The 18,349-nt window shown below is 42.4% G+C and carries 20 protein-coding genes; 8 read left to right on the forward strand and 12 right to left on the reverse strand.

Annotated elements, in window-relative coordinates:
• Positions 1-89 precede the first annotated feature (89 nt).
• From E1160_RS09870 to E1160_RS09895, 6 genes are read left to right on the forward strand one after another with little or no spacing between them, the layout of a single operon-like run.
• Complete coding sequence (locus E1160_RS09870) at positions 90-689, forward strand: amino acid synthesis family protein (protein WP_155154991.1); 600 nt, start codon at positions 90-92, stop codon at positions 687-689.
• Complete coding sequence (locus E1160_RS09875) at positions 661-1,440, forward strand: alpha/beta fold hydrolase (protein ID WP_155154992.1); 780 nt, start codon at positions 661-663, stop codon at positions 1,438-1,440. Before E1160_RS09870 ends, E1160_RS09875 begins: the two co-directional genes overlap by 29 nt.
• Positions 1,437-1,919, forward strand: coding sequence for a flavin reductase family protein (locus E1160_RS09880; protein ID WP_155154993.1), 483 nt, complete (start codon positions 1,437-1,439; stop codon positions 1,917-1,919). Before E1160_RS09875 ends, E1160_RS09880 begins: the two co-directional genes overlap by 4 nt.
• Before the next feature lie 21 nt (positions 1,920-1,940).
• Positions 1,941-2,975 (forward strand): LLM class flavin-dependent oxidoreductase, encoded by a 1,035-nt coding sequence (locus E1160_RS09885; RefSeq protein ID WP_155154994.1) that lies wholly within the window; start codon positions 1,941-1,943, stop codon positions 2,973-2,975.
• Positions 2,976-2,985: 10 nt separating this feature from the next.
• The gene (locus tag E1160_RS09890) at positions 2,986-4,461 is read left to right on the forward strand and encodes an aldehyde dehydrogenase (RefSeq protein WP_155154995.1); all 1,476 of its coding nucleotides are present in this window, start codon (positions 2,986-2,988) and stop codon (positions 4,459-4,461) included.
• 27 nt (positions 4,462-4,488) lie between these two features.
• Entirely contained in the window at positions 4,489-4,869 is a 381-nt protein-coding gene (locus E1160_RS09895) for a carboxymuconolactone decarboxylase family protein (protein WP_155154996.1), read from the forward strand.
• A gap of 67 nt (positions 4,870-4,936) precedes the next feature.
• Here the strand turns inward: E1160_RS09895 and E1160_RS09900 are convergent, their stop codons facing one another.
• Positions 4,937-6,217, reverse strand: a complete 1,281-nt coding sequence (locus E1160_RS09900; protein ID WP_155154997.1) for a flavin-containing monooxygenase — start codon at positions 6,215-6,217, stop codon at positions 4,937-4,939.
• Between the two features lie 246 nt (positions 6,218-6,463).
• Here E1160_RS09900 and E1160_RS09905 point away from each other — a divergent pair, with 246 nt between their 5' ends.
• Positions 6,464-6,808: a RidA family protein gene (locus tag E1160_RS09905; protein WP_155154998.1), complete on the forward strand. Its 345-nt coding sequence runs from the start codon at positions 6,464-6,466 to the stop codon at positions 6,806-6,808.
• Positions 6,809-6,827: 19 nt separating this feature from the next.
• Positions 6,828-7,505: a uracil-DNA glycosylase gene (ung, locus tag E1160_RS09910; protein ID WP_155154999.1), complete on the forward strand. Its 678-nt coding sequence runs from the start codon at positions 6,828-6,830 to the stop codon at positions 7,503-7,505.
• 124 nt (positions 7,506-7,629) lie between these two features.
• On the opposite strand, the gene E1160_RS09915 is transcribed toward ung, so the two are convergent.
• The 11 genes from E1160_RS09915 to E1160_RS09965 form a co-directional block, all read right to left on the reverse strand.
• Positions 7,630-8,421: an HAD-IIB family hydrolase gene (locus E1160_RS09915; RefSeq protein ID WP_155155000.1), complete on the reverse strand. Its 792-nt coding sequence runs from the start codon at positions 8,419-8,421 to the stop codon at positions 7,630-7,632.
• A gap of 9 nt (positions 8,422-8,430) precedes the next feature.
• The gene (locus E1160_RS09920; RefSeq protein ID WP_155155001.1) at positions 8,431-9,261 is read right to left on the reverse strand and encodes an endonuclease/exonuclease/phosphatase family protein; all 831 of its coding nucleotides are present in this window, start codon (positions 9,259-9,261) and stop codon (positions 8,431-8,433) included.
• Positions 9,261-10,070, reverse strand: a complete 810-nt coding sequence (locus E1160_RS09925) for a carbohydrate ABC transporter permease (RefSeq protein ID WP_155155002.1) — start codon at positions 10,068-10,070, stop codon at positions 9,261-9,263. The genes E1160_RS09920 and E1160_RS09925 overlap by 1 nt, the downstream gene beginning before the upstream one ends.
• 6 nt (positions 10,071-10,076) lie before the next feature.
• On the reverse strand, positions 10,077-10,943 hold the full coding sequence (locus E1160_RS09930; protein WP_155155003.1) for a carbohydrate ABC transporter permease: 867 nt from the start codon (positions 10,941-10,943) through the stop codon (positions 10,077-10,079).
• A 59-nt stretch (positions 10,944-11,002) separates the two neighbouring features.
• Complete coding sequence (locus tag E1160_RS09935) at positions 11,003-12,268, reverse strand: ABC transporter substrate-binding protein (RefSeq protein ID WP_155155004.1); 1,266 nt, start codon at positions 12,266-12,268, stop codon at positions 11,003-11,005.
• A complete protein-coding gene (locus tag E1160_RS09940) occupies positions 12,268-13,287 on the reverse strand; it encodes an ABC transporter ATP-binding protein (protein ID WP_155155005.1) in 1,020 nt (339 codons plus the stop codon). The genes E1160_RS09935 and E1160_RS09940 overlap by 1 nt, the downstream gene beginning before the upstream one ends.
• Complete coding sequence (locus tag E1160_RS09945; RefSeq protein ID WP_155155006.1) at positions 13,284-14,063, reverse strand: DeoR/GlpR family DNA-binding transcription regulator; 780 nt, start codon at positions 14,061-14,063, stop codon at positions 13,284-13,286. Before E1160_RS09945 ends, E1160_RS09940 begins: the two co-directional genes overlap by 4 nt.
• A gap of 179 nt (positions 14,064-14,242) precedes the next feature.
• Complete coding sequence (locus E1160_RS09950; RefSeq protein ID WP_155155007.1) at positions 14,243-15,094, reverse strand: ABC transporter permease; 852 nt, start codon at positions 15,092-15,094, stop codon at positions 14,243-14,245.
• A 12-nt stretch (positions 15,095-15,106) separates the two neighbouring features.
• Positions 15,107-15,976 carry an ABC transporter permease gene (locus E1160_RS09955; protein WP_155155008.1) on the reverse strand — a complete coding sequence of 290 codons (870 nt, stop codon included), beginning with the start codon at positions 15,974-15,976 and terminating at the stop codon, positions 15,107-15,109.
• A gap of 2 nt (positions 15,977-15,978) precedes the next feature.
• Positions 15,979-17,097, reverse strand: coding sequence for an ABC transporter ATP-binding protein (locus tag E1160_RS09960; RefSeq protein WP_218048825.1), 1,119 nt, complete (start codon positions 17,095-17,097; stop codon positions 15,979-15,981).
• Between the two features lie 98 nt (positions 17,098-17,195).
• Positions 17,196-18,272 (reverse strand): extracellular solute-binding protein, encoded by a 1,077-nt coding sequence (locus E1160_RS09965; RefSeq protein ID WP_155155010.1) that lies wholly within the window; start codon positions 18,270-18,272, stop codon positions 17,196-17,198.
• Between the last annotated feature and the right edge of the window lie 77 nt (positions 18,273-18,349).

Below are 18,349 nucleotides of genomic sequence, written 5' to 3' on the forward strand. Positions count from 1 at the left end.
TTGTCAAAAATAGCATTTCCTGTGATTAGTTTGTTCAAAGAATTACGCCATCTGTATTGGCAAAATAAAATCAACAAAAGGAAATGGAAATGAAGGCAGAAATTAGAAAAATCGTGACCTATGAAGAAGAAGTTCTGATTGAAGGGTATCGCGAAGTTTCAGAGCCTTGGCGCTTATTTGCTGTGGCCGCAGTTATTACCAACCCCTGGGCTGGACGTTATGTGGAAGACCTAAAGCCTGAAATCCACGCATATGGGCCTGAACTAGGTGCATTGCTAACAGACAAAATCATCAAATTGGTAGGTTCAGGCGATGCAATCGAAGCCTATGGAAAAAGCGCAGTTGTCGGACTTGATGGCGAAATTGAACATGCTTCTGGCTTAATTCATACTTTGCGTTTTGGAAACCATTTCCGCGAAGCGGTAGAAGCTAAATCATACCTCTCTTTTTCCAATACACGCGGCCCAGCCAATGCACCTATTATGGTTCCTTTGATGGATAAAAACGATGCGGGACGCCGTTCCCATTACCTCACCATTCAATTTTCTATTGCTGACGCACCGCGTGGGGATGAAGTTGTTATCGTACTTGGCGGTGCAACAGGTGGTCGCCCACATCATCGGATTGGAGATCGCTATCAAGATTTAAAGGAATTAGGTCATGATGTGGACAACCCAGCAGCGGTCTGATTTCGGGCAACTTAAAGCCATTATCAAAGGCGAAGGCCAAAGCATCGTGTTACTTCATGGTGTTGGCCTTCGGGCTGAGGCGTGGAATTCACAAATCAATACCTTCAGCCAAAGTTATGAAGTCATTGCCCCAGATATGCCCGGACATGGTGCAAGCAAGTTTGATCAGACTACCTTGGACCTATCCAGCTATACCAAAAAGATCGCAGAAGCGATCATTGAACCTGCGATTGTGATAGGCCATTCCATGGGGGCAATGATTGCGCTTGATTTAGCTATTCATCATCCGGAAAAGGTGAAGGCTGCAGTTGCGCTAAACGCGATTTTCCAACGTGACGAAAATGCCGTGAATGCAGTTCAAACACGCGCGAAAAGCCTAGATGGGAAAACAATAGCTGATCCAACAGGTCCACTCACACGTTGGTTTGCAGATCAAGAAAGTGATGCTGCGGTCGCTTGCAAAGAATGGCTCACAAATGTGAACCCGGCTGGTTATAAAAATGCATATACAGTCTTCGCCACAGAAAATGGCCCCTCACCTGAAAACCTGAGAGAACTAGAAATGCCAGCTTTGTTTATCACTGGCGAAGATGAACCAAATTCTACCCCAACCATGTCAGAGACAATGGCCGCACTCACCCCAAAAGGTCAGGTAATGATTATCAAAGATGCCGCACATATGATGCCAATGACCCACATGGATGAAGTGAACCAAGCGCTCCTGACCTTTATTAAGGAGGAAGCAAAATGATCAATGTCGACCCACGTAAACTACGCGACGCTTTTGGAAGCTTTATGACGGGTGTGACCGTAGTTACAACAATGACCAGAGAAGGAAATCCTGTCGGCTTTACAGCCAATTCCTTCACGTCAGTATCCCTTGACCCACCGATGTTGTTGGTATGCCCTGGGAAGTATCTCTCTTGTTTCGATATCTTTGAGAATTGTGACTATTTCGCAGTCAATATTCTATCTGCAGATCAACAAGAAGTTTCAGATATTTTTGCAAAATTCAATGGTGATCGTTTTCAACAGGTTTCATGGCAAAAAGGCCATATGGACATGCCTTTGCTAGATGCATCCACCGCACAATTCATTTGCAAAAAATCAAAGGCTATCCCCGCTGGCGATCATTCCATCCTACTTGGGGAAGTGCATGATTTTAAAAATAGTGGTCAGCCGGGCCTTGGATATGCCGGCGGCACCTATTTCACACTCAACGATGAATAAGAATAATCGGGAGTAGACCTTATGAAATTCTCACTTTTTGCACATATGGAACGTCTGTCACCGGACCAACCACATACTGAACTTTACGAAGAATTTGTATCTTTATGTCAAATTGCGGATGAAGGTGGCATGCATGCGATCTGGACTGGTGAACATCATGGTATGGAATTTACCATTGCGCCTAATCCTTTTATCACATTGGTTGATCTTGCCCATAGGACAAAGAATGTGCGTTTAGGTACAGGCACAGTCATTGCCCCTTTCTGGCATCCTATTAAATTGGCGGGCGAAGCCGCCTCAACAGATTTGATCATCGATGGCCGTTTGGAGTTAGGAATAGCACGCGGTGCTTATTCTTATGAATATGAACGTATTATGCCGGGCCTTGATGCTTGGGAAGCAGGCCAGCGCATGCGCGAAACTGCACCTTTACTGCGTCAACTATGGGAAGGTGATTGTGCCCATGAGGGAGAGTTTTATAAATTCCCATCCACCACATCCGCCCCAAAACCAGCACAAATAGATGGTCCACCTATCTGGATTGCGGCACGTGATCCAAATAGTCACGAATTTGCCGTTTCAAATAACTTCAATGTTCAGGTAACTCCTCTCTGGCAAGGGATTGAGGAAATTGAAAGTCTCATGGAACGTTTCAACAATGCTTGTGACAAACATGATGGTCCGCGCCCGAAAATCATGTTGCTTCATCATACCTATGTCGGATCAGATGCAGGTGATGTAGATCATGCAGCGAATGAGCTCAGCCGATATTACAATTATTTCGGGGCGTGGTTTCAAAATAAACGACCGGTTAAACAAGGTTTAATTGAACGCTTATCTGATGAAGATATCGCCAATAATGAAATGATGGCGGCGAGCAAATTACGCAAAGACCTAACCATCGGCACAGCGCAGGAAGTGATCGATCAGATTAAACACTATGAAGATTTAGGATATGATGAATATTCTTTCTGGATTGATAGCGGCATGAGTTTTGAGCGCAAACGCGATTCCCTCTACCGCTTTATCAATGAAGTGATGCCAGCTTTCGTCTAAGGATACTAAAATGAACCAACCACATTATAAATTATATATCGATGGAAAATGGACAGAAGGCAGTGCAGGACAAGTGATGCATTCTCAAAATCCTGCCACAGGTGAAAACTGGGCAAGTTTCGCTTGCGCCTCTGAAGAAGATGTTAATCAAGCTGTTCGTTCTGCTAAAGCTGCACTTAATAATCCTGCATGGCGGGATATGACACAGACCGCCCGTGGTAAACTTCTCTATCGTCTTGCAGAATTGATTGAAGAAAATGCTGAACTTATCGGGCGTGTTGAAACAACAGATAGCGGTAAATTACTTGCCGAAACCCAAAGCCAGACAAAATATGTGGGTGATTATTATCGTTATTATGCAGGCCTCGCCGATAAAATCGAAGGTGCGGTTTTACCTATTGATAAGCCAGATATGCATGTATTCACCACACGCCATCCGATTGGTGTTGTTGCAGCGATTGTACCGTGGAATGCCCAAATGTTCTTAACGGCAACCAAATTGGGACCAGCTCTGGCTGCAGGATGCACAGTTATTCTAAAAGCTTCTGAATATGCCCCTGCCCCAATGTTTGAATTTGCCAAACTTGTAGAACAAGCAGGTTTCCCAAAAGGTGTTGTCTCGGTGATAACGGGTGATGCGCCAAACTGTGCTATCCCACTCACCCGACATCCTGATATTGATCGCATCGCCTTCACAGGTGGACCAGAAACCGCCCGTCATGTAGTTCGCAATTCCGCAGAAAACTTTGCCGTAACAAGTTTAGAACTTGGAGGAAAATCACCGATCATTGTGTTTGAGGATGCAGATTTGGAAACGGCGTCCAATGGTTTGATTGCAGGTAACTTTGGCGCATCAGGCCAATCCTGTGTAGCGGGATCTCGTGGTCTGATCCACCGCCCCATCCTTAACAAGCTAATTGAAATTATCAAAGAAAAAGCGAGTAAAATTGTTATAGGAGACCCATTAGAAGCGAATACTCATATGGGCCCTCTTTGCACCGAAGCCCAAATAAACACGATCAAAGATACTCTTGAGAAAGCAAAATCCCAAGGGGCAACGATCCATCTTGGTGGCGCCCCGCTTGATCAAGCGGGCAATTATATGGCTCCGACCTTAGTGGAATGCGCCCATAATGAAACCGAAACCCTAAAAGTGGAAATGTTCGGACCTGTAATGTCTTTAATTCCATTTGATACGGAAGATGAAGCCATCGTGATTGCCAATGGCACCGAATATGGTCTGGGGTCCGGCGTATTCACCCAAAACATTGCCCGTGCCCATCGCGTGTCACAAAAAATCCGATCTGGAATTTGTTGGGTGAACACTTATCGTGCTGTTTCGCCAATTGCGCCATTTGGTGGATTTAATGAATCTGGTTATGGTCGTGAAGCTGGCACCGAAGCCATCTTGGATTACACACGAACAAAAACAACCTGGATCAATACTTCCGCAGAGCCAATGGCAAATCCATTTGTAATGCGTTAGGACAATTCGCTAAGGACAGGAAATAAAATGGATAATGATCTATTTGAAAAAGGGATGGAACAACGCAAAGCCACCCTTGGCGCAGAATATGTAGAAAACAATCTAGCCAAAGCCGATGATTTCACCCGCCCGTTTCAAGAAGCCATGACTGCATGGTGTTGGGGTTTCGGCTGGGGAGATGATGCCATTGATGCTAAAACCCGATCCATGATGAACCTTTCCATGATTGGAGCTTTAGGGAAAATGCATGAATGGGAATTACATTGCCGCGGCGCCTTAAATAATGGGGTTACCAAAGAAGAAATCCGAGCCATTATTCATGTGATAGCAATTTATTGTGGTGTTCCTCAATCACTTGAATGTTTTAGAGTTGCCCGTAAAGTTTTGGAAGAAGCTGGTGATTTGTAAAATTCTTCCCTGAAAGCAAAAACGGGGATGATCTTTCATCCCCATTTCTTTTGATACATAAAGCAATCTATTCTGCCGCTACATTTGTTTCCGGCGGATGCGCTTTATGATGTTTAAGATATCCTTGTTGAGTGGCAATATGATCCGCGAGGTATTTTGCATCATGCCACACGCCCCAGATAAAAGTGGATCCACGGCGAGACAACCAAGGTAAACCTACAAAATACACACCCGGCTCAGAAGACACTCCTCGCAGATGTCTAGGGTTTCCATTCTCATCTAATGCATTAACCTTCAACCAACTGAAATCCGTTTTGAAGCCTGTTGCCCAAATGATGGAACTAACCCCAGCTTCTTTCAAATCCAGATCCGAAAGTGGATTTGTCACACAATCTGGTAGACCTAACATCTCACGGGCTTCTGGTTCTTCAGGTAAATCAAGGCCATTACGTTCAATATACGCATCGGCCTGATCCAAAACGGATAGATAATTTGCATCACCATCCGCAACATTTTGGGCCAGATCATCACCAAAGACCATCTTGCCATTTTCATAGCTTTCCGTGCGACCAACAAGGGTCATGCCATCTGCCGCAAGCTGTTTGAAATCGATCGTATAACCACCATAAGCACCAGTGACGGCAATAGTGACATGTTCTTTGCCTTGTTCAGGTGTTGCCATGTCCCACAGGCCTAACACACCTAGCCACCATACAAAATCACGGCCGCGGTAACTACGAGGGGGACGATCATGAGGGCCAACAGACAAATAAACCTTCTTACCAGCACGCATCAACTCTGTCGCGATCTGCACCCCGGAAGAGCCAGCACCAACAACCAAAACGGCCCCTTCAGGTAATTGATCTGGATTTCGATATCCTGTGGAATGCATTTGTTCTACGCCTGCATCATCCGGCACAACCGCTGGAATAACAGGTTGTTGGAATGGTCCAGTTGCCGAGACAACATAACGCGCCTCAATCACACCGTCAGATGTTTCTGCAACGAACCCCGGTCCACCTTCATTTTTAGTGACTTGCTTAACTTCTACACCGCAACGAATTGGTGAATTAATATGCTCTGCAAATTTCACGAAATAGTCTGCGACCTTCTCTTTTGGAACAAAATCGCCTGGCTCATAATCTTCAAATTCCAATGTTGGAAAACGGTCATGCCATGCCGGACCATTGGCCACCAAAGAATCCCAACGATGTGAACGCCAGCGTTCCGCAATGCGATCTTTTTCCAAGACAAGATGTTCGATACCTGCATTACCCAAATGCTCGCTCACTGCCAAGCCAGCTTGGCCCCCGCCAATAACAAGCACCTCTGTTTTTTCAACTGACATTCATATGGTCCTTTTGATTATTCAAGTTTGTTCACATGTCTAAACTCAGACTAACCAAGGACCCTTCTTAGTAAAATCATTTAATATTTAATCATTGATTTGGAATTGCCTAATTCATTCACCTATTGCAAATCCAAACTATTCTTTTCGATCAAATTTTAAAGCTACGTTATTCATTTGTTTTCATTCTACCCAATTATCATTAAGCTGCCCCGCAGAACGACATTAAAAACCTTGAGGTAGGAAATGATTGAGCGTCAAGAAATCGGCACACGTATGAGTAAAATCGTGAAACATAACGGCACAGCATATTTATGTGGTCAGGTTGGTGGAACCGATCCAGATATCAAAGAGCAAACAAGTGAATGCCTGCGCCGCGTAGAAACCCTGTTAGAACAGGCTGGCAGCAGCAAAGAGAAAATTTTGCAATGTGTAATCTGGCTTTCTGATATGAAATATTTTGCGGAGATGAATGAAGTTTGGGATGCATGGATACCAGAAGGCCATGCGCCTGCACGTGCCTGTGGCGAAGCTAAACTCGCCCGTCCAGAACTTTTCGTTGAGATGATCGTTACTGCTGCTTACGACTAACGATATTTGGATCATCACCATGGTAGAGATCAAGTTGGAAAAAAGCTGGATGGATAAACTGGAACCAGAATTTTCTGCGCCATATATGCAGGAATTAAAAAGCTTTTTGCAGGCTGAACAACAGGCTGGCAAAACCATCTTTCCCGCGAGCAGTGAATATTTTCACGCGCTTGATCTTACCCCACTTGATCAAGTGCGCGTAGTCATCCTTGGACAAGACCCTTATCATGGTGATGGGCAAGCTCACGGTCTCAGCTTTAGTGTAAAGCCGGGTGTTAAGACGCCACCATCTTTGATGAATATCTATAAAGAACTTCAGTCTGATCTGGGCATTACGCCACCAAAGCATGGCTTATTGGAAGATTGGGCTAAACAAGGCGTACTTCTTCTCAATGCGACATTGACAGTGGAACGTGCCAATGCAGGATCCCATCAAAACAAAGGGTGGGAAGAATTCACTGACCGCATTATTCATGAGGTCAACAACTTGCCTCATCCCGTCGTCTTTATGTTATGGGGAAGTTATGCACAAAAGAAAGCTTCCTTTGTTGATCAAAGCAAACATTGCATTTTAAAAGCACCTCACCCATCTCCGCTATCTGCCCATCGTGGCTTTTTGGGATGTAAGCATTTTTCAAAGGCCAATGCTTTTTTACAACAAAACGGGTTAGAACCTATTAACTGGGAAATTCCCTGAACCTTATAAAATCAAAAAACAATCCTTCTATTCAAATCCCAATTTACTTAGATATCCACATGCCTACATAATAATGAAACCTGCTGCTTTGATAATGAGATTATAACGGACAAATTAAAACAGATTAAGAACTAAGTTCGTTAAAGCCAGTGATCATACTATTTGCAAGTTCAACAAAGCCATAGCCACCTTTTTGACTGGTCAGATATTTCGGGCGGTCTTTAAGATCATTGAAAAAAGCTGAAATATTTGCCACACCAACTGTATTATCAAAATGAGTAAACATAGCTTCATCGTTTGGAGAATCACCAACAAAGGCACATTCATTTTGATCAACAGAAGCATTCTCTTCCTGTAACCATTTTAGTGCTCCTTGCGCCTTATCATATTCTCCCATCCAAACATTAATATGGATAGAGCTACAACGCGCCAAAGCCCCTTTTTCCTTCCACCAGTTGGCAGCCTGCAGCGCTAGAGACCTTTCAATGCTCACTTGTTGCCCAATATCAAAAGCGATGTCTGTCAGGCGAAAATCTTGATCTTCGGTATCTGAAATATTTGGAAATATTGATCGGAATTCTCGTTTAAGGCTATTCAATCTTTGCCAATTTTTCTGACGTTCTATTTCATTAAGATAATAGTGACGTGTCACCTTGTTCGATGAATCTTTGGATAACCACATGCTACCATTTTCTGTAATAATAGTATCTATGGGCCAAGTTCTAATTAAACAATCAGCCCAACCAGCACTTCCCCCTGTCACAGGTACAACTTTGATACCCATATTCCTTAAGTCATGTAACGCCTTATAAGTCTCCAAGGGCAGCTGCCCCTCCCAAGTCAAAGTATCATCAATATCGGTGAACAAAATTTTTGTCTTATGCGGCCATTTATCTGGTAAGTTTTGTATAGACATAAATTAATCTTAATCTTTCAAGAAAATGGAAATCGGTTGATGATCTGAAGCATCAGTTTCGATATCAACAGACATATTTTCTACATGATCTGATAAATCATCACAGATCATAAAATAATCACGACAATGCGGACCATGTGGCCATTGCTTTTGATCAAACACACCACAAGTCGGTGCATGCATATGATCCTCATATAAATATGTCCAACAATCCTTTAAACATTTATCATCTGTCAGCAATTCATATTCATCAGACATCATTTCAAGATTCAAATCCCCGCATAACAATGTAAATTGAGGTTTTGCAAACGGCGTATAGGCACCAGCAAGCTCAACAGGCACAATATTTTTCTTTCGAATATTTATTTCTTTTACCAATTTGGAGATATAATTTGCCTGAGCGTATCGTTCATATTGGCTATGAAAGGCCAAATGAGTATTTAAAATCGATATGGAAGAATCTTGGTATTTTACCGCAACTTCTATCAACACCCTTGGCATTTGAGGCGTATCTTCCAGAACTGGATAAGGTAATCGATGCAATCGACTATCAAGTAAATACGGAGACCTTATCAAAGATAAATTGCCAAACTCCAGACGGGAATCTGTATCACCACGTCCGCTCACTGCAGCCCCCCAAACTACGTCATGATTTGGAAATACCTTCGTAAAATAGGACAACTGATCATCATTGCCATATTCAGGGAAATTTCTGGATACTTCCTGTAGGCAGATAACATCAGGTTCGCCTTTTTTACAGATAACATCAGAAATTCTCTTCAGATTAAATTCCCCATCACATCCAAGACCAGCTTGAATATTCCAACTCAAGATATGCATTACTTGATCCCTGCGCTCATAAAGGATTGCATAAATTGTTTCTGGAAAATTAAGAACAAGATTAACAGTAATCCCACAGAAATCAGTGTGCCTGCAGAAATCACTGACCAATCCACACCAGATTCAGGCGCCCCAAAAATGGCCATTCCCACAGTCAAAGGTCTACTATTTTCTGTATTGGTTGCCACCATAGGCCAGAGGAAATTATTCCAATGATAACTGATAGAAACGAGAGAGAAAGCCAGATAAGTTGGACGTGCAACAGGGACAAAAACTTTCCAAATAATTTGCAAACGGGAACAACCTTCAACTAAGGCTACATTTTCCAATTCTTGCGGCACGGTCATAAAGGTTTGACGTAACAGGAATATACCAAAAGCACTAGCAAAGTAAGGTAGGCCCACCGCCAGATATGTATCCAAAATATCCATGGATGCCACCGTTTGATAGTTTTCAACAATCAAGATTTCAGGAACTATCATTAACTGCATGAGAATCAGGGCAAAAACCAAACCACGTCCCCAAAACTCTAATCTGGCAAGTGCATATCCGGCTAAAGTACATATCACCAATTGAACACCCAAGATCAAGGTTGTGATAACCACTGTGTTAAACATATAGCTTAAGAAAGGAGCTTGGTCCCAGGCAATCGCGAAATTTTCCAATGTCAAATCAGACGTTAGATCAAAACTGGTTGCATCTACACTAGAATGAAATGCCGCCCAGCATGCATAAAGCAAGGGGAAAACCCAGATACCCCCCAAAGCCCAAGCCATCAAATTATTTATATATTTTGTTAAATGTTTCATGGGATTTTACCGATAATGAATACGTCTTTCCAACACACCAAATTGCATCACTGCCAATATAACCAAGATAGCCAGTAACAAGACTGTAAGCGCCGCTGCATAGGATGTTTCAAAGAAACTAAACGCGTTTTCATAAATATAATAAAGCAACAGATTGCTTGCGTTATTTGGTCCACCTTTTGTTAGGATAAAAAGATGATCAACCATCTTGAAAGCATTTAGGATGGCATTCACCAAGATAAATAAGGTGGTTGGCATTAATAAAGGCAAAGTGATGCGGAAGAAGATATTTGCTTCGCTTGAACCTTCAACGCGGGCCGCTTGATATAAGTCGGGCCTAATCCCTAACAATGCAGCAAGATAGAAAATCATAAAGAAGCCAGCTTCTTTCCAGATCGTCATCGCCATCACGGAATAAAGCGCCAAATCAGGATCCCCTAACCAGTTATATCCTTCATGCCCGAACAAGCCGAGGATGGAATTTAACAATCCAATTTCAGGGCTATAAAAAAACAACCAGATATTTGCCACCGAAATCATCGGCAAAACGGTTGGAGTAAAATAGGAAAGCCTCAACAAACTACGTCCCGGCATATGGCGGTTAATCCACATAGCCATTGCCAAGGCAATGACGATTGAGGCAGGCACGGTAATCACCAGGTACCAAAAACTATTACCTAATACCTGCCACAATACATCATCAATTATTAGGAACTCATAATTATCCCAGACAAATCCTATATCGGTATTTTCGCCTAAAGAAAAGAAACTACGCCAGATGGTTTTAATCGTGGGGATATGCGTAAAGCCAGCTAATAAAATTAAAGCCGGCAGCAAGAGTAGCCACGCCTGTATATATTGTTTATTTTTCATATGTATATCAAAAAAAGGGAGGATGCCCTTGCCTAACAAGAACATCCTCGACAGAGAAGTTATTTATAACGTTTCAAGATATTTTCTGCTTGTTTCTGCGCTTTTTGTAACGCCTCTTCAGAAGACATTTGACCCGTTAAAGAAGCCTGGATCGCATCATCTAACAGTTTACGAACACGACCAGCTTTATGTGTAGAAAGTTCCGCCGTTGCATGTTGCAACTGGTCACGTGCAACCGCAGCCGGTGGAAAGTCTTGTACATATTGCTTTAATTCGCTTGTGTCATAAGAGGCCTGACTCACCCCCATGTAACCTGTTGCAATACTCCAATTCGCAGCTTGATCTGGTGAAGTCATAAATTTCACCAGCTTCAAAGCAGCTTGTTTTTCTTCATCAGAAGATTTTTTGAATAGATAGAAGTTACCGCCACCTGTAGGGGAACCTAACTCTTTACCTTTCGGTAATTTTGCAACACCGAAGTCAAAAGATGCATTCTTTTTCACAGCTGTCAGATTACCTGTGGAATGCCACATCATTGCAGTTTTTTGTTCTAGGAAGTTCTGACGCAACGTACCCCATTCAATCGTGCCCGCTGGCATGATCTTATGTTCTTCCCCCAAAGATTTCCAATAATCCAAAGCCTCAACTACACCTGCTTTGTCAAAATAAGTTTCGTTACCAGCTTGGTTCATCAAAATTTCGCCATTTTGCTTGGTAAATGCACCAAACATCCAGTAAGGATAACCAGTTGACGGGATCATCGCTCCCCATTGATCTTCAGTGGTAAGCTTCTTACCCATATCTACAAGCTCAGCCCAAGAAGATGGTGCTTTTTCAGGATCAAGACCTGCTTTACGGAACATATCTTTGTTATAATACATAACAATAGTAGAACGTTGGAAAGGCACACCGTAAGTTTTACCGTCTACCTTACCGTTTTGCATCAACGGACCATAGAAGCTATCCAACCATGCTTTGTCTTCGTCAGTGGACACAACATCATCGAATGGCACAATCGCACCTAAATCCATCAATTCATGCACATCAATAGAAAACATAACGGAAAGCTGGGCTGGCTGGCCACTTTTTAGCGCCGCTAAAGCTTTGATACGCGCATCATTATAGTTACCCGCATAGATCGCCTCCACATCGATATCTGGATTTTGAGTTTCAAACTCCTCAATCATACCATCTACGATTTTTGTAAGTGGACCACCTACAGCAACCGGATAATACATTGTCAATTTTGTTTCAGCATGTGCCATGCTGGTCAAACCAGTTGCAACAAGACCTGCAACTGCAATTTTCTTAGCAAGTTTAAACATTAGTTTAATCCCTCATTCATAAAATGATTTTGTGTGATGTCGGCCATTCTCTGGCCCGTCGTTCTCGAGAAATAGTGAGCCTGCCCGCGATCCCAGTTCAGTTTGAGAGTATGGCCAGCAGGGTATTGGCGGTGACCTTGAATCATAAAATTCAAAATATGCCCGCAGAATTTAGTAGAGATTAGGGTATTAGCCCCGTGATAATCACAATTCACAACTTTGGAACTAATGCCTTCACTTTCATCCAGTCGAATATGTTCTGGTCGGATACCTAAAATGGTTTCTTCATCCGGAATTAAATTCATTGGTGGATGCCCAATAAATCCGGCAACAAAATCGGTTGCTGGTTGGTCATATAGCTCTTCCGGTCGACCGATTTGTTCAATGCAGCCTTTATTTAAAAGAGCAACCCGATCCGCCATGCTCATGGCTTCAATTTGGTCATGGGTTACATAAATAACTGTAAGTCCTAACTTCTTTTGCAAGCTTCGGATTTCACTACGCATTTCATTACGTAATTTAGCATCAAGATTGGAAAGCGGCTCATCCATCAAACAGATCGGCGCATGGGATACAATGGCACGCGCTAATGCGACCCTCTGACATTGTCCACCTGACAATTGTCCCGGCTTTTTGTCCATATGAGCACCAAGATCAACAAGTTCCAAAACTTCACTTAAACGTTTGTTACGTTCAGCTGGATCAACATGACGGGCTTTCAAGCCAAATAAAATATTTTCTTTAACACTTAAATGCGGAAACAAAGCATAAGACTGGAAAACCATAGATATTTTGCGTTTTCCGGGTGCAAGGTCAGTGACGTTTTTCTGATTAAAATGGATTTGCCCATCTGTCGGATTTTCCAATCCGGCCAACATCATCAATGTCGTGGACTTACCGCAACCGGATGGCCCTAAAAGAGCGAGGAACTCCCCTGCCGCCACATCAAAACTCATATCGTTGACAGCGGGCGCCTCACCCCAACTTTTTGTTAGATTCTGGATAGAGATAAAACTCATTGTCCTTCTACCTTTCCAGCACATTCAACAATTTTCACACCACCTTCGTCGCAGATCGCCTTCAAATTTTCTGGAATTGTATCAATATATAAGCGGTCAATTTCATTGATTGTTCCGGTACGCACAGGTGCGCTACGCATATATTTATTCCGATCCGCAACCAGCAAACGTTTTTCACAATTTTCCATGATGGACCGAGAAATATTTGATTCTTCCGGTGAGAAATCAAGCAAGGTACCTGTTTCACCAATACCGCCAACACCGAAGATGCCATAATTCACATGGAACTTACGTAAGAATGCAGTTGTTTCTTCACCTGTCGTATCTTGATCCGACGCACGCAAACGACCACCAGCCAAAAATGTCGTGATACGATCATTCTGACAAAGAATTAAAGCGGCATTTAGATTGTTGGTAATAACCGTTAACCCCGGATGACCTAATAATGCCTCCGCAATTTTTTCCAATGTGGTGCCAATACCTAAAAAGATACTGGCCCCTTCAGGGATATCACGCGCAATGCTTTGCGCAATTTGCTCTTTTTCTTGTAAATTGATGATCTGTCGATTTTGAAAAGGCAGATTCTGTGATTGTACCGGTAAGGTTATTCCACCATGCACACGTTTCACCAATCCCAGATCACTTAATTCATTTAAATCTTTACGGATTGTCTGCACGGAAACATCAAAATAATCCGTTAAAAGATTACTGGATATAACCCCGCCCTCATCACGTAAGCGTTTCAGGATTGTTTGCTGTCTTTCTGATAAATTCATTTCGTTCGATCTTCAATTCTTAAAATTTAATTTCGAACGAAATGTTAATATCTTCTTATGAAAGATCAATTACTTTCTTATGAAAATTATATGACACTGATAGTTTTATTACCTTCTAGAAATAAAAAGGGCCGGATGAAAAACTCACCCAGCCCTTACAAACCATTAATTTAAAGTGATTATTTTTCTTTTTGGAACAATATACTGATCAATGCCAAGAAAGCCGATCCAACCATCAAGAAAACAGAGACTGCATTCAATACAGGTGTCGATCCCTCTTTCAAACGATCATACATTGTGATCGTCAATGGTGCGTCCGATCCAACCAACATCAATGTTGTATTAAAATTCTCAAACGACATCAAAAACGCAACGACACCGGCCCCAAACATTGCGGGACGTAGATAAGGAAGCGTAATCGTGCGAAGCACATCAAATTTTGAGCCCCCAAGGTTATAGGCTGCTTCTTCCAAGGAAATATCAAACTTTCTAAGGCGTGCAGAAATCACCAAGGTCGCAATAGTTGTGATAAAGGAAAACTGACCTAACACAACCAGAACCAGACCCGGACGTAAGAATTCCAAATCCCAATTTAAGCTATCTTCAATGCCATTTGCCAAAGTATTGGAAAATACCAAGATTGAAATCCCCAAGATCACACCCGGGATAACCAATGGTAGTAACATCAAAATATAAGCAAAAGATTTGAAGCGGAAATCATAACGCTCAAACAAAAACGCGTTACTGGTTCCAACTGCGATACTTAATAAGGTTACACAGATGGCAACAAAGAAAGAAACACTAATCCCTTTTAAGATAGATCGATCATGAAAGACACCTAGTTTAGGTTCCGTGTCATTGAAGAACCAATCAAACGTAAATCCTTCCCATGGCAAGGAAGGGAAAATTGAATCATTAAACGCGAAAGCCGCAACAACGATCAATGGCGCAATCAAATAGACAAAGAAAATCCCGACATAGGTCGCATAGCTAAACCGCAAGAATGGGCTTTGTGAAATAGATGGTATCATAACATATGCCCCTTAACTTTTCGCAACTGTTGAAGCCAAGGTTTGACCGCTTAATCTCAATCCCCCCCAGACCATCAAGGAAGAAAGCGCTAATAGCAAGAAACCAAAGGCCGCACCGAGCTCCCAGTTAAAGCGAGTGATAAACTGGGTATAAATCTGTCCGGTGAACCACATGCTGGATTTACCACCTAACAAGATTGGTGTCAGATAATTCCCTAAGGTCAACATGAAAACAACAATACAGCCAGAGATGATACCCGGCATTGCATGTGGAATCACAATTTCACGCATGACAGAAACCATATTACCACCCAAGTCATATCCCGCTTCGATATAGCTATCATCCAAGCTATCTAATGTACTTACCAATGGTACAATCATGAACAACATAGATGTATAAATAAGACCCATCACCACAGTGATATCGTTATACAGCATCTCAACTGGTTGATCGACAAAACCGATCCATTGCAAAACACCGGACATGATCCCTGTTTCACGTAATAAGATCATCCAGCCAAATGTACGGACCAACTCACTCACCCAAAACGGTAAGAGACATAACATGAATAAAATCTTCTTCTGCTTACTACGTGCGATCTTTGCAATGTAATAAGAAACCGGAAAACCAATTATCAAAGTCAACACTGTCGCCAAGACAGACATGATCGCAGTGCGGGCCAGTGTGTTCCAGTAAAATGGTTCCCCAAAGAATTCCGCATAATTACCAAGCCCCATCTCATATTGGCGTGGCCCTACTTTTTCACGGATGGAAAGTAAGAACATATCAATATGTGGAATAACAACGAGCAGCAGCATCCATAATATAAAGGGGGTGAGCAGTAACCAAAGCGTCAAACGCCGGGATATATCCTTGTCCATTTTTATTGCTCCTCATCCAGATCAGCACAATGAGAGAAACATTTTGCCACATCCTGACGCCAGGATACGGTCACATCTGTACCACGTTGTAAATCGTTGAAATCGCCTGTTTGAGGCATATTCACAGAAATCTCTTCACCTGTTTCTGTTTCAATCAAACAACGACTATCAGCACCATTAAACAAGATATTTGTCAATTTGCCTGTTAGCTTGTTTTCATCAGAAACATTACCGTCTTTACCGACAGAAATTGAAATGGATTCCGGACGCACAAAGATGTCTACATCATCGCCTTTCTTCAAAGCAGAACCAACGGATAGCGCTGACATTTGAAGACCACTTTCGGTTTCAACCTTTACACTTGTGGCATCCAAATCAACCACACGACCATGCCAGCGGTTACTATCCCCGACGAAGCCCGCAACAAAAGCTGTTTGTGGGTTATAATAAAGCTCCTGAGGGGAACCTACTTGCTCAAACACACCATGGTTCATCACAGCAATTTGGTCCGACATCACCAATGCTTCGGACTGGTCATGGGTGATGTAAACGAAAGTCGTATCAAATTGTGCCTGAAGCTGTTTCAATTCAACTTTCATATGTTCACGCAATTTCAAATCCAAAGCGCCTAATGGTTCATCTAACAACAACACATCCGGGTTCAACACCATACAACGCGCAATTGCGATACGTTGTTTTTGGCCACCGGAAAGTTGATCTACGCGCTTCGATCCTGCGTCAGGCAAGCCAATACGTTCCAGTGCTTCTTGCACTTTCACATCAATATCAGATTTCACCATTCCATTGCGACGTAAACCATAAGCAATATTTTCAGCCACATTCATCATTGGGAAAAGAGCCAAATGTTGAAACACCATATTCACAGGGCGTTTATTCGGGGCAACATTTAAAACAGACTTTCCTTTAATCTGAATATCACCACTATCCGGATTGTTAAAACCGGCAATCATACGCAGCAAAGTTGTTTTACCACAGCCAGATGGACCCAAAATAGAAAAGAACGAGCCTTTCGGGATAGAGAATGAAACATCATTCACCGCCGTAAAGCTATCAAATTTCTTAACAATATTTTTGCATTCCAAATCAAAATTCATCGACATATCGCTTACTATTCACAAAACTAATCACACATTAAAAGAACGGAAGGGAAGTTTATAAAAACCTCCCTTCCTGATAACTTCAGATTCTAGATAGAGTCTTAGTTGGCCGCGTTGATTTTATCTAACGCCTTGCCTTCCATCTCTTCCAAACCTGCAGGTACTGTTGGGTACCATTTGATATTGTCGATTTTAGCTTGGCTGAAAGAAGCATTGAAACGCGCTTTCAAGTCAGCATCAACATTCGCATCACCACCTTTAGCAGCAGTGAAGTTACCTGCTGTATTTGTGATCATGGATGCGATTTCTGGTTGCATCACAAAGTTGATCCATTTGTATGCTGCATCTTCTGCTTTTGTCTTACGTGGTAAAGCAAATGTATCGATCCAGCCCAATGCACCGGATTTAGGTGCAACGAATGTTACATCAGCCATATCTTTGTTCAATTTCCAACCGCCTGTATCCCAAGCCATTGCTGCTTTTACTTCACCAGAACGGATCAGACCCATCAATTGATCACCACCTGTCCAGTAAGCTTTTACATTTGCTTTACAGTCGATCAATTTCGCTGTCACGGTATCAAGAATACCTTGATATTTTGCTTTATCGTTATAAGCCGCAAATGGATCTAGACCCATGGAATATGCGAAACCAATCAATGTTGGACGTTTCAAACGATAAGATACACGACCAGCAACAGCCGGATCACATAAATCAGCGTAATCTTTAACTGTATCGCCAGCTTCTTTTGTGTTCATTACAAGGCCGCTTGTACCCCATACATGTGGCACACCATAAACTTCACCATCGAACATGGTATTGCTTTTTGTTGCGTCCAACATGGATGCGATAAACAAGGAAGAATCAATCTTGGAAAGATCGATTGGCTTATAAATATCAAATTCTTCTTGTGCGCCACTGATACGGTCTTGGCTTGGTTGCGCCAAATCGAAACCAGCACCACCTGTCGCACGCAATTTAGAAATCATATCTTCGTTGTTGGATTTTGTGACCTCAACGTCGATACCTGTTTCACTTTTGAACTTTTCAATAACGGCTTCAGGTGCATAACCACCCCATGTCAAAAGACGTAATGTTTCAGCTTGCGCTAGATTTGTCAGACTTGTTGTTGCTGCAATCGCCACAACCCCGGCAAATAACCCCTTGAATTTCTTCATCTTATATTCCTTCTATACCTGTTCGATATTTTTCTTAAATGCAAATAACTGAAAACATATTTACATAAAGAGAAAAT

Source organism: Curvivirga aplysinae, assembly GCF_009711445.1.
In the GTDB taxonomy this organism is placed as follows: domain Bacteria; phylum Pseudomonadota; class Alphaproteobacteria; order UBA8366; family Aestuariispiraceae; genus Curvivirga; species Curvivirga aplysinae.

Bases quoted from the DNA above. Each gene is read 5' to 3' on its own strand.
- E1160_RS09875 (WP_155154992.1), top strand. From the start codon at position 661: ATGATGTGGACAACCCAGCAGCGGTCTGATTTCGGGCAACTTAAAGCC.
- E1160_RS09915 (WP_155155000.1), bottom strand. From the start codon at position 8,421: ATGTCTATACAAAACTTACCAGATAAATGGCCGCATAAGACAAAAATT.
- E1160_RS09965 (WP_155155010.1), bottom strand. From the start codon at position 18,272: ATGAAGAAATTCAAGGGGTTATTTGCCGGGGTTGTGGCGATTGCAGCA.
- E1160_RS09950 (WP_155155007.1), bottom strand. From the start codon at position 15,094: ATGATACCATCTATTTCACAAAGCCCATTCTTGCGGTTTAGCTATGCG.
- E1160_RS09890 (WP_155154995.1), top strand. From the start codon at position 2,986: ATGAACCAACCACATTATAAATTATATATCGATGGAAAATGGACAGAA.
- ung (WP_155154999.1), top strand. From the start codon at position 6,828: ATGGTAGAGATCAAGTTGGAAAAAAGCTGGATGGATAAACTGGAACCA.
- E1160_RS09870 (WP_155154991.1), top strand. From the start codon at position 90: ATGAAGGCAGAAATTAGAAAAATCGTGACCTATGAAGAAGAAGTTCTG.
- E1160_RS09920 (WP_155155001.1), bottom strand. From the start codon at position 9,261: ATGCATATCTTGAGTTGGAATATTCAAGCTGGTCTTGGATGTGATGGG.
- E1160_RS09945 (WP_155155006.1), bottom strand. From the start codon at position 14,063: ATGAATTTATCAGAAAGACAGCAAACAATCCTGAAACGCTTACGTGAT.
- E1160_RS09895 (WP_155154996.1), top strand. From the start codon at position 4,489: ATGGATAATGATCTATTTGAAAAAGGGATGGAACAACGCAAAGCCACC.
- E1160_RS09930 (WP_155155003.1), bottom strand. From the start codon at position 10,943: ATGAAAAATAAACAATATATACAGGCGTGGCTACTCTTGCTGCCGGCT.
- E1160_RS09960 (WP_218048825.1), bottom strand. From the start codon at position 17,097: ATGTCGATGAATTTTGATTTGGAATGCAAAAATATTGTTAAGAAATTT.
- E1160_RS09935 (WP_155155004.1), bottom strand. From the start codon at position 12,268: ATGTTTAAACTTGCTAAGAAAATTGCAGTTGCAGGTCTTGTTGCAACT.
- E1160_RS09885 (WP_155154994.1), top strand. From the start codon at position 1,941: ATGAAATTCTCACTTTTTGCACATATGGAACGTCTGTCACCGGACCAA.
- E1160_RS09925 (WP_155155002.1), bottom strand. From the start codon at position 10,070: ATGAAACATTTAACAAAATATATAAATAATTTGATGGCTTGGGCTTTG.
- E1160_RS09955 (WP_155155008.1), bottom strand. From the start codon at position 15,976: ATGGACAAGGATATATCCCGGCGTTTGACGCTTTGGTTACTGCTCACC.
- E1160_RS09880 (WP_155154993.1), top strand. From the start codon at position 1,437: ATGATCAATGTCGACCCACGTAAACTACGCGACGCTTTTGGAAGCTTT.
- E1160_RS09905 (WP_155154998.1), top strand. From the start codon at position 6,464: ATGATTGAGCGTCAAGAAATCGGCACACGTATGAGTAAAATCGTGAAA.
- E1160_RS09900 (WP_155154997.1), bottom strand. From the start codon at position 6,217: ATGTCAGTTGAAAAAACAGAGGTGCTTGTTATTGGCGGGGGCCAAGCT.
- E1160_RS09940 (WP_155155005.1), bottom strand. From the start codon at position 13,287: ATGAGTTTTATCTCTATCCAGAATCTAACAAAAAGTTGGGGTGAGGCG.